We start from the raw sequence: 10,449 nt of genomic DNA, 5'->3' as shown, positions 1-10,449 counted from the left end.
TCTGGCGGCGCTCGGCGCGGCGGGCCTGGTTGCGCTCGCCTTCAGCAATTCGCCCGCGGCAATGCCTGCCTGGGGCGGCCGCCGTGCGTTGTTCGGCACCAACCCGATTGCCGCCGTGTTCCCGCGGCGCAACGGCGAACCGCTCGTGATCGACCTCGCGCTCTCGCAGATCGCGCGCGGCAAGATCGCGATCGCCGCGCGTGACGGCAAACCGATTCCCGAGGGCTGGGCCACCACCCGCGACGGTGAGCCGACCACCGACGCCAGTGCCGTCCTCGACGGCATGATGCTGCCGTTCGGCGGGGCCAAGGGGGCGATGCTCGCGCTGATCGTCGAGTTACTGGCAGCGGCGTTGACCGGCGCGAACTTCGGCTACGAAGCGGGTTCGTTCCTGACCGAAGAGGGCGAGCGTTCGCGCATCGGCCATCTGTTCTGGGCCATCGATCCGGGCGCGCTGGCGGGTGACGAAACCTATCTTTCCCGTGTTGACGCGTTGATCGACATGATGCTGGCGGACGACGACGTCCGGCTTCCCGGCCACAGAAGAGAGCGGCTTGCGGACACGGCGCAAAAAGAGGGCGTCGAGATTCCGGATGGGCTGCTTGCTCAATTGCAGGGAAGCTGAAGGAATGGCTAAACGGTCATGCCGAAATAGGCTGCCGAATGGGCATGCAGGAAGACCCGACGGAAACGCGTTCACTGAAAGTAAATTGAAACCATCAGCGCAGCGGATAGTTTCTCTCGTAAATCGCGATTTCCCTTGTGGGCCTGCGGCGAATAGGATGATCGATATCGAACCCACCCAGCTTCGACACAGCCGGAGCAGCGACGGAGATCCCCAGCATGGAACACCACGCCCGCACGCAGAACGAACGGCTGGAGGTCAAGACGACCACCTGTTACATGTGCGCCTGTCGCTGCGGCATTCGCGTGCATTTGCGCGAAGGCGAGGTGCGTTATATCGACGGCAACCCCGAGCATCCGCTGAACCAGGGGGTGATCTGCGCCAAGGGTGCCTCAGGCATCATGAAGCAGTACTCGCCCGCGCGCCTGACTCAGCCATTGATGCGCAAGGCGGGCGCGGAGCGGGGCAGTGCGCAGTTCGAGCCGGTGTCGTGGCAGGTCGCGTTCGACGTGCTCGAAAAACGCCTTGCCACGATTCGCGCCACGGATCCAAAGAAATTCGCCCTGTTCACTGGCCGCGACCAGATGCAGGCGCTCACGGGCCTCTTTGCCAAACAGTTCGGCACGCCTAATTACGCGGCCCATGGCGGCTTCTGCTCGTCCAACATGGCGGCCGGCATGATCTATACGATCGGCGGCTCGTTCTGGGAATTCGGCGGCCCCGATCTGGACAGCGCCAAACTCTTCTTCATGATCGGCACGGCGGAAGATCATCATTCGAATCCGCTCAAAATCGCTATTTCGAAGTTCAAGCGCGCGGGTGGGCGCTTTATCGCGATCAATCCGATCCGCACCGGCTATGCGGCGATTGCCGACGAGTGGGTGCCGATCAAGCCAGGTACGGATGGCGCGCTGTTCATGGCATTCCTGCACGAATTGATCGCCGCCGACGCCTGGGATCACGAGTTCGTGCAGCGCTATACGAATGCGGCGGAGCTCGTCGATCTCGACGAAGCCAGCGAAAACGTCGGCCTGTTCGTGCGAGACCCGGAGCGGCCAGTCGGCAATCCGCTGTTTCCGCAGAATCATCTCTGGTGGGACGCTGACGCCGGGCGCGCCGTGCCGCATCATGCAGTGGGCGTGACGCCCGCGCTGGACGGCCGCTATATGCTCGCTGACGGCACGCCGGTCACGCCTTCGTTCGCGTTGCTGCGCGAACGCGTGGCCGATTGCACGCCCGAGTGGGCCGCTGAGATCACCGGGATTGCGGCGGATACGATTCGTCGCCTTGCGGGCGAAATGATCGAGACCAGCCGCAACCACCGGATCACGCTGCCGATCCCATGGACCGACGCCTGGGGCAAAACGCACGACACGGTGGCCGGCAATCCGGTGGCCTTTCATGCGATGCGCGGACTGGCCGCGCATTCCAACGGCTTCCAGTCGATCCGCGCGCTTGCGGTGTTGATGTCGCTGATGGGCACGATTGACCGCCCCGGCGGCTTTCGTCATAAGTCGCCGTTTCCACGCGCGGTGCCGCCGTCGGCCAAACCGCCGAACAGCCCCGACGCCGTCAAGCCGAACACGCCGCTCGCGACCGGGCCGCTCGGCTGGCCCGCCGCACCCGAAGACCTGTTCATCGACGAGCAGGGCGGCCCGGTACGGATCGACAAGGCGTTCTCCTGGGAATATCCGCTTGCCGTGCATGGCGTGATGCATAGCGTCATCACCAACGCGTGGCGCGGCGATCCGTATCCCATCGATACCTTGATGATTTTCATGGCGAACATGGCGTGGAATTCGTCGATGAATACGATGAAGGTGCGTGAGATGCTCGCCGACAAGCATGCGAACGGCGAGTACAAGATTCCGTTTCTCGTGGTGTGCGATGCGTTCCAGTCGGAGATGACGGCGTTCGCTGATCTGATCCTGCCGGATACCACCTATCTCGAGCGGCACGACGCGATGTCGATGCTCGACCGGCCGATCTCCGAATTCGACGGCCCGGTGGATTCCGTGCGCGTGCCGGTCGTGCCGCCGACGGGCGAGTGCAAACCCTTTCAGGAAGTGCTGATTGAACTGGCGTCGCGGCTGAAGTTTCCCGCGTTCACGACCGCCGAAGGCACGCGGCGCTTTCGCGACTATCCCGACTTCATCGTCAATCACACGACCTCGCCTGATTCCGGCGTGGGTTTTCTGATCGGCTGGCGTGGCAAGGATGGCGACAAGGCGCTGGTCGGCGAACCGAATCCGCGGCAGTGGGAACAGTATGCGAAGAACAATTGCGTGTTCCATTACCGGTTGCCCGAGACGCTCCAGTACATGCGCAACGTCAACGGGCCGTATCTCGACTGGGCGGTGAAGAACGGCTTTCGCAAATTCCGCGAGCCGATCCTGATCCAGCTTTACTCCGATGTCATGCAGAAGTTCAGGCTCGCCGCGCAGGGCCGCAGGAGCGGCAGGCAACCGCCGGAGCACTTGCGTGCGCGCGTCGAGAAGTATTTCGATCCGCTGCCGTTCTGGTACGCGCCGCTGGAGAGCCATTCCACCGATCTCGCGCGCTTTCCGCTCGCCGCCGTGACGCAACGGCCGATGGCGATGTATCACTCATGGGATTCGCAGAACGCGTGGCTGAGGCAGATTCACGGCGAGAACTATCTCTACATGAATCCGCTGATGGCGGCTGAGAACGGCATTGCCGACGGCAGCTGGATCTATGCCGAATCGCAATGGGGCCGCGTGCGCTGCATGGCGCGCTTCAGCGAGACGGTCGAGCCGGGGACGGTCTGGACGTGGAACGCGATCGGCAAGGCCGCGGGTGCATGGAACCTCGGCGCGGGCGCAAACGAATCGCAGCGCGGTTTTCTGCTCAATCACTTGATCACCGACGAACTGCCCGCCGCGGATGACGCGGCTGGACGCGTGTCGAACTCCGACCCGGTCACTGGACAGGCCGCGTGGTACGACGTACGGGTGCGCATCTATCCGGCGGAAGCGGACGCGCGGCACACGCTGCCCCAGTTCGACGCGATGCAGGCGCTGCCGGGCTCGAACGGCGTGATCTCGCGGATCGTGCAGACCTACTTCGCGGGGCGCGGCGAGTTCGCAGCACGGCTGCGTGGCGCGGCTGGGCGCAAGTGACGCAATAACGCAGCAAGGAGCCTTTGATGACTCAGATGGCATTGGTGATCGACCTGAACGTATGCGTGGGATGCCAGGCTTGCGTGACCAGTTGCAAGGAGTGGAACACGTCGGGTGAATCGGGCAGTCTCGCCGACCTGAATCCCTACGATGCCGATCCGTCCGGCACATTCTTCAACCGCGTGCAGAGCTTCGAGGCCGGCAGTTATCCGAACGCCGAAACGATCCATTTCCCGAAGTCGTGCCTGCACTGCGAAGACCCGCCGTGCGTGCCGGTGTGCCCGACTGGCGCCAGCTACAAGCGCAAGGAGGACGGCCTCGTGCTGGTCGATTTCGACAAGTGCATCGGCTGCAAGTATTGCGCGTGGGCCTGTCCTTACGGCGTGCGCGAACTCGACGAAGCGCGCAAGGAGATGACCAAGTGCACGTTGTGCGTCGATCGTATTCATGATGAAAACCTCTCCGAGCGCGACCGGCAACCGGCATGCGTGCTCGCGTGTCCGACCTCCGCGCGGCTGTTCGGCGATATCCACGACCCGGAGTCGGTGGTGTCGAAGGCGATCGAGGAACGCGGCGGCTATCAGTTGATGCCTGAGTGGAACACACGGCCGGCGAATCACTATTTGCCGCGCGTCACGACGTCGGCCTCGGGCTGCGGCAGCGACGGCTGCTCGTGCAAATCGACCGGGTCGGTGGTGGATTCGCCGGCATCGTTCGACGCGCAAGTCGAGCGCGGAGAATTGCATCTGGCGTCGATGGCGACGCGCATCTAAAGGACATATAAAGGACCTCACGATGAATCCTGCTTTCTCCGTGGTTTTTCTCACGACCTTAAGCGGCGCAGCGCAAGGGCTGCTGATCGCGCTGGTTGGCGTGGACGCGGCCGCGCATCTGGGGTTGATCGCGGCGCCCACCCATGCGTTCTATGTCACCGGCGCGGCGCTGTCGATCGTGTTGGGCGGCTTGGGACTGATCGCGTCGTTTTTCCATCTTGGGCATCCGGAGCGCGCGTGGCGCGCGGTCGCGATGTGGCGAACCTCATGGTTGTCGCGCGAATGTCTCTGCCTGCCGGCGTTTCTCACCTGTGCTTTTTTCTATGGCGTCGCGCACGTGCTCGGCTCGCCGTGGTCGCTCGCGATAGGCGTGCTCGGCGTACTGGCGAGCGCCGCGCTATTCGTCTGCTCGGCGATGATTTACGCGTGCCTGCGCTTTCTGCAGGAATGGGCCACGCCGCTCACGCTGGTCAATTTCGTGCTGCTAGGCTGCGCGTCCGGGTTCACGCTGGCGACGGCGCTGACCGCCTGGTTCGCGCCCGCGCTCACGGCGGGGCTGGCGCTGTGCGCCTGTGTGCTCACGCTTGCCGGTTGCGCGAGCCGTTCGGCATCGCTCGTGCGTAATGCCAGGTTGCGGCCGAAATCCACGGTGCAAAGCGCAACCGGTATCAAGAATCCCAAGCTCGTGCAGGTCTCGCGCGGCTTTACCGCCGGTGCCTTCAATCTGCGCGAATTCTTTCACGGCAAATCGGCCGGGACGCTGCGTGGCGTCAAATGGGGATTCCTTGTGGCCGCGTTTGCCGTGCCCGTGTTGCTGATGGCGTTAGGCGCAGGCCTGCTCCCGATCGGTGTGTCGCTCGGCTTGCTGGCTGCGGCGTGTCTCGTGCAATACGCCGGTCTCGTGGCGGAACGATGGTTCTTCTTTGCAGAAGCCAAGCATCCGCAGAATCTGTATTACGCACGAGTCGGCTGAGCATGGGTTGGCGCGGCCGTCCGATGTCGGCGGCCGCGTCTGAGTTGCGGATAGCTGTCACTCACCCGCACGCGCCGACTTCACCACACGCCGTACAGAAGTCGCAACCATCCTTGCGAATCACCGCGTTCGCACCGCAAGAGCCGCATTTGCGTCCGAGCATAGTGTGCAACCCTTGCATACCGCTGGGTTGCGTCAAGGTCGTTTCGTCAGCGTCGCCAGGATGCGGACGGATGCCAAAATCCGCCGGCAGCGCCGTCTCGGCCTTCATCTGCCCACGCGGCAAACGCGCCAGCATGCGCGACGGCACCTGGTTGCCTTCGGCGTCGAGAAAGCCGCGCCGGTGCAGAATCTGCTGGATCGCAAATGCGAGTGCCGCCACTTCGGAATCGTGCCAGCGCGGCGTGCGATGACCGTCTAGACGCTGCACCTCGCCAAGCCGCACCTGCCCGCGATCCCACGACACCTTGCGCATATCCTGCAAGTTACGCGCGACAAAACCGCCGCGTGCCGCGAGCGACAGCGAACGCATCGTCGCCGTGATCCATTGCTGCGATTCGTCGCGCTGACCGGTCGGAATGAAGAACTCGATGGGGCGCTCGATCGTGACCTCTTCACCGCCGAGCCGTCCCGTCACTTCGATGAACGACACCGCCACGTAAAGCGACTTCTTGCCCGCTTGCGTCAGGTACTCGACCTTTTCGATGATCGCCGGCAACTCGCCCTTGGGCCGATGATCGATCGCGATCCGCAGCGGATCTTGATCCGTCTCGGCCAGCGTGTCATCGACTTGCGGTGGGCTCACGCTCAGCACCGCGCCGAGCGTTTCGTTCGGACGATACGTGGCGAGGCCCTTGAGACCGTTTTTCCACGCGTCGAAGTAGAGACTTTCGAACGCTTCGAACGGATAGTCCGCCGGCACGTTCACCGTCTTCGAGATCGACGTGTCCACATAGGGCTGTACGGCGGCCATCATGTCGAGGTGGTCGCGCGCCGACATTTCCAGTGCGCTGACGAAGTAGTCGGGCAGGTTTTTCACATCGCCGCCGAGCTCGCGATAAAGGCGATATGCGTAGTCTTCGACATCGAACGATTCGCGGCTGCCGTCGGCCATCACCTTCATGCGCGTGTAGGTCCACGAGAAGGCCGGCTCGATGCCGTTCGACGCATTGTCGGCAAACGCGAGGCTGACCGTGCCCGTTGGCGCGATCGACAGCAAGTGACTGTTGCGGATGCCGTCCTGGCGTATCGCATCCTTGATGTCGTCGGGCAGGCGCGAGGCGAAGGTGCCTGCTTCCAGATAGCGTGCGGCGTCGAACAACTCAAACGCGCCGCGCTCGCGCGCCAGTTCCACTGACGCCCGATAGGCTTCGTCGCGCATCAGCCGGGCAATGCGCACTGCGAAATCGCGGCCTTCCTGCGAGTTGTAACGCAGGCCGAGCATCACCAGCGTATCGCCGAGACCGGTGAAGCCCACTCCGATTCGCCGCTTGGCGCGCGACTCGTCATATTGCTGCTGCAGCGGCCATAGCGTGACGTCGAGCACGTCGTCGAGAAAACGCACCTGGGTGCGGGTGCGTTTGGCGAGACCGTCCCAATCGAACGAAGGCTTGTGACCTTTCATTTGCGCGAATGGATCGAGCACGAAACGCGTGAGGTTCAACGGTCCGAGATTGCAGCAACCGTAGGCCGGCAATGGTTGTTCGCCGCACGGATTGGTGGCGCGGATGGTTTCGACTGCGCGTAGATTGTTGTCTTCGTTCATGCGCGAGATGAACACGATGCCAGGCTCCGCGACGTCGTAGGTGGACCGCATGATGCGGTCCCAGATCTCGCGGGCGGGCCTTTCGCTATAGACCCACAGACCGTCTTCGCGTTGCCGCACATCGCCTGCTGCGCGCAACGCCGGCGACGGATCGGCGCGGTGCACGAGTTGCCAGGGCTGATCGCCTTCGACTGCGCGCATGAATTCGTCGGTGACACCCACCGACACATTGAAGTTGTTCCAGCGGCCTTTCGAATGTTTCGCCTCGATGAACTCGATCAGATCGGGGTGATTGCAGTCGAGCACGGCCATTTGCGCACCGCGCCGCGAGCCGGCGCTTTCCACGGTCCGGCACGAGGCGTCGAACACATCCATATAACTGCACGGCCCGGACGCGGACGAGCTGGTGGTATGAACGCGGGCACCTTTGGGCCGGATCGCGGAGAAGTTGTAGCCGACGCCACCGCCGCGGCGCATTGTTTCGGCGGCTTGCAGCAATGCCACGTAGATGCCGGGCAGGCCTTGTTCATCGACACCCTGAATCGCGTCGCCGACTGGTTGCACGAAGCAATTGATAAGCGTGGCGGCGATGCCCGTGCCTGCTGCGCTCATGATGCGTCCGGCGCCGAGTGCGCCGTGCCGCAGATTGTCGACGAAGCGCGCTTCGACCGATTCGCGCAGCGCTTCTGGCTCTGCCTGAGCCACGCCGCGGGCGACGCGTTTGAACACGTCGTCGGCCGATTGCTCGTCGCCTTTCGCGTATTTCTCGAGCAGGACGTCCAGAGAGAATTGTTGCGGTGCAACTAGCTGGGCGGGAGAAATCGCTGCGGCGCGGGTTTCGTGAGTGTCTTCTGCCATGGCGTGGCCTCTAACGGCGTCGCAGGAGGCGCGGCGCGGTGGGTGGAATTGCGGGTCACTATACCGCCTCGCGTGCGGCGAGTGGCGTGACCTGGCGCAATGAGGCCCACCTTAGCGCACGTGGCGAGGGGCCGCAATTAGGGGAGGGAATTTCGCCAGAGGCGGCAGCGTTGTCCCTGTCGGACTGCGTTGACCTATCCGCCACCGAAAATCTCATCGCACAAACCGGGCTATGTCCTGGTGTGCGCGGTGCTCAGCCTGATCGCCGCTTCGCGGCTGGGTGACTACACGAACAAGGACATCTCGCGGGAATACGACGACGTACGGGCGATGGGCGATAGGCGATAGCGGGCACGCCACCCCAACGGCATGATTATCAAGTAACGTAGGCGTCTTCAGTCAACCTCTACCTGCACTGGCATGGTCATTGTCCGCCTTCTCGCTCCAAACGACGCCGAGCGTTTCAAATCGTTGCGTCTTCTCGCCGTGGAAAACTCCCCGATATCGATATGGCCAACGCGCGACGAGGAGATGGCGCGATCGATCGAAGAAACCGCTAATCGCATCCGGGTGACGCCCACGCAAGCCGTGTTCGGCGCCTTCGACGGCGAGGTGTTGGCCGGTATCACGGGAGTACGTCGAGAGCCGCTGCGCCAGGTAAGCCACAAGGCGACAATCTGGGGCGTGTTCGTGAACCCTTCGTACCGTGGGCAAGGGATTGCCGGGACGCTTCTGGCGGGCGCGACAACGCATGCATCGGCGGACTGGAATACGATCCAGCTGATGCTGTGCGTCAACGCGGAAAACGTAGCTGCGAAGAACCTCTATGCATCGCAGGGGTTTGAGACCTTCGGATTGGAGCCACGTGCCATGCAGATTAATGGACGGTTCTATGACGAGGAACACATGTGTAAGCGGCTGCGTTGACGCCTGTAGCAAGGCCTGTATTTTGCGCGGCAGCCTTATCGCACGATCAATCGACGGCACGGGTGTCGCTTTCGTGTTGCGTGAACCCGTTCGCCAGATGGCAGGGTGAGACCAGCAACGGTCGCATGGTATTCAGCACGGGTGTGGTCGATTGCAGATCATTGCCAGCAATCGTCGATTAGGGTCTCTTTCACACAAGACAATATTGCCGGGCACAGCCGCTATGACAATTGAATTGACTAAAGAAGTTCGAGCAGCTGCGATTACCTCCATTCAGCGATATTTCGAGAAAAATATGGAGGAGCCGATAGGCAACATCGCCGCTGGGGCGCTCCTCGGTTTCTTCCTTGAGGAAATCGGCCCCACTATCTACAACAAGGCCGTGGCTGACGCGCAAGAACGGCTCCAACAAAGCGTCTCGGAGCTCGATTTTGAGGTGCACGAAGAAGAGTTTCAGTATTGGAAGAAGTATGAGGTGAAAGCCAAATCACGGAGGTAAGCGTGATGGGATGGAGCAGGTATTGCACCCTCCAATGGAATAATTTGCACCGCGCATGCCAGGGAGCAATCGCGGTGACGCAACATGAAACATGAGCGTCAACCGCGTAATGCGGGTACCCAGAAAAGGAAAGGCCCGTGGCGCAGTCTTGCAGACAACCAGACGCCGCGCAGGCAATCGCGCTGGCGAAAAATTAAAGCTAAATAATCAAGCTTCAGCAGCGAGCGCGCCCAACACCTCAGCACAAATCATCGCGGACGCATTAGAAGGTGCCGGCCGTTCCGCCGGTTTAAACACCGCATCGCCGCGGCGAATCTTGCGCCGCGTCACCGCGCACGTCCCCGACGTATGCGCCGAGCGCCGCCGCCAACGCTGCTCGCCATAATGACAGCGCCCCGGCTCGACCCAGCGGATCACCAGCGTGGTGTCGGAGCGCTCGAGAATTTCGATGCGTACGCCGTGGGTTCCGTCAAGGGGGATGGACTCTAAGGTCATCATTGTCGGCTCCGTATTGTGGTGTGCCGAATGTAGTCCTACGCGCGCCGGATAGCCATTGTGCCGCGGTTGAAACACTGTTCTCGAAACAGCAACAATGAAACTTGACATTCACACTCACCCGAAACGACGGGGCTTTGCGAGTCATATGCGATGTGAATTTGCGATAGCGTGGATTTTTGCAACGCTGTGTTGTACGCAGTGCGACGAGAATACCGTCTGCAAGGGGCGCCGGTGCTTCCTTTAAGATGTGGTTATTGACGAGCGACCGTGCGATGCAAGTGTAGCGGGTTTGCATTTTTCTGGTCGGCTCGCGCGCATATATACAAGACCCTAAGAGCTCACATGCATTCACGCCCCCCCCTAGCCCCCCCCCAATCCCAGAGCCCCCCTG

General features: G+C 62.1%; 9 protein-coding genes. 7 read left to right on the top strand and 2 right to left on the bottom strand.

All coding sequences use genetic code 11. The features are described from left to right. The 4 genes from GNZ12_RS19085 to GNZ12_RS19070 form a co-directional block, all read left to right on the top strand. Positions 1–625 (top strand): Ldh family oxidoreductase (locus GNZ12_RS19085; protein WP_172312513.1); only part of this gene is annotated, 625 nt, incomplete at its 5' end. A gap of 218 nt (positions 626–843) precedes the next feature. Beyond that, positions 844–3,765, top strand: a complete 2,922-nt coding sequence (locus GNZ12_RS19080) for a molybdopterin-dependent oxidoreductase (protein ID WP_172312511.1) — start codon at positions 844–846, stop codon at positions 3,763–3,765. Between the two features lie 26 nt (positions 3,766–3,791). Further along, complete coding sequence (locus GNZ12_RS19075; RefSeq protein WP_172312509.1) at positions 3,792–4,538, top strand: 4Fe-4S dicluster domain-containing protein; 747 nt, start codon at positions 3,792–3,794, stop codon at positions 4,536–4,538. 22 nt (positions 4,539–4,560) lie between these two features. After that, complete coding sequence (locus tag GNZ12_RS19070) at positions 4,561–5,511, top strand: dimethyl sulfoxide reductase anchor subunit family protein (protein WP_172312507.1); 951 nt, start codon at positions 4,561–4,563, stop codon at positions 5,509–5,511. A gap of 61 nt (positions 5,512–5,572) precedes the next feature. Here the strand turns inward: GNZ12_RS19070 and GNZ12_RS19065 are convergent, their stop codons facing one another. Next, positions 5,573–8,134: an adenosylcobalamin-dependent ribonucleoside-diphosphate reductase gene (locus GNZ12_RS19065; RefSeq protein WP_172312505.1), complete on the bottom strand. Its 2,562-nt coding sequence runs from the start codon at positions 8,132–8,134 to the stop codon at positions 5,573–5,575. A 189-nt stretch (positions 8,135–8,323) separates the two neighbouring features. Here GNZ12_RS19065 and GNZ12_RS19060 point away from each other — a divergent pair, with 189 nt between their 5' ends. From GNZ12_RS19060 to GNZ12_RS19050, 3 genes are all read left to right on the top strand, one after another. Beyond that, positions 8,324–8,482 carry a hypothetical protein gene (locus tag GNZ12_RS19060; protein ID WP_172312501.1) on the top strand — a complete coding sequence of 53 codons (159 nt, stop codon included), beginning with the start codon at positions 8,324–8,326 and terminating at the stop codon, positions 8,480–8,482. Positions 8,483–8,554: 72 nt separating this feature from the next. Continuing rightward, a complete protein-coding gene (locus GNZ12_RS19055) occupies positions 8,555–9,061 on the top strand; it encodes a GNAT family N-acetyltransferase (RefSeq protein WP_172312503.1) in 507 nt (168 codons plus the stop codon). A gap of 223 nt (positions 9,062–9,284) precedes the next feature. After that, positions 9,285–9,560, top strand: coding sequence for a DUF2164 domain-containing protein (locus GNZ12_RS19050; RefSeq protein ID WP_172312517.1), 276 nt, complete (start codon positions 9,285–9,287; stop codon positions 9,558–9,560). A 207-nt stretch (positions 9,561–9,767) separates the two neighbouring features. On the opposite strand, the gene GNZ12_RS19045 is transcribed toward GNZ12_RS19050, so the two are convergent. Further along, entirely contained in the window at positions 9,768–10,055 is a 288-nt protein-coding gene (locus tag GNZ12_RS19045; RefSeq protein WP_172312515.1) for a DUF3331 domain-containing protein, read from the bottom strand. Positions 10,056–10,449: the final 394 nt, after the last annotated feature.

The sequence above is a fragment of the Paraburkholderia solitsugae genome (genome assembly GCF_013177695.1).
Taxonomy (GTDB): domain Bacteria; phylum Pseudomonadota; class Gammaproteobacteria; order Burkholderiales; family Burkholderiaceae; genus Paraburkholderia; species Paraburkholderia solitsugae.
Note: the sequence above shows the minus strand (reverse complement) of the source record. Positions and strands in the feature narration are given on the sequence as shown.

What these genes read in the sequence shown, in the direction of transcription:
- GNZ12_RS19050 (WP_172312517.1), top strand. Translation starts at nt 9,285, where the DNA reads ATGACAATTGAATTGACTAAAGAAGTTCGAGCAGCTGCGATTACCTCC.
- GNZ12_RS19070 (WP_172312507.1), top strand. Translation starts at nt 4,561, where the DNA reads ATGAATCCTGCTTTCTCCGTGGTTTTTCTCACGACCTTAAGCGGCGCA.
- GNZ12_RS19075 (WP_172312509.1), top strand. Translation starts at nt 3,792, where the DNA reads ATGACTCAGATGGCATTGGTGATCGACCTGAACGTATGCGTGGGATGC.
- GNZ12_RS19045 (WP_172312515.1), bottom strand. Translation starts at nt 10,055, where the DNA reads ATGACCTTAGAGTCCATCCCCCTTGACGGAACCCACGGCGTACGCATC.
- GNZ12_RS19065 (WP_172312505.1), bottom strand. Translation starts at nt 8,134, where the DNA reads ATGGCAGAAGACACTCACGAAACCCGCGCCGCAGCGATTTCTCCCGCC.
- GNZ12_RS19080 (WP_172312511.1), top strand. Translation starts at nt 844, where the DNA reads ATGGAACACCACGCCCGCACGCAGAACGAACGGCTGGAGGTCAAGACG.
- GNZ12_RS19055 (WP_172312503.1), top strand. Translation starts at nt 8,555, where the DNA reads ATGGTCATTGTCCGCCTTCTCGCTCCAAACGACGCCGAGCGTTTCAAA.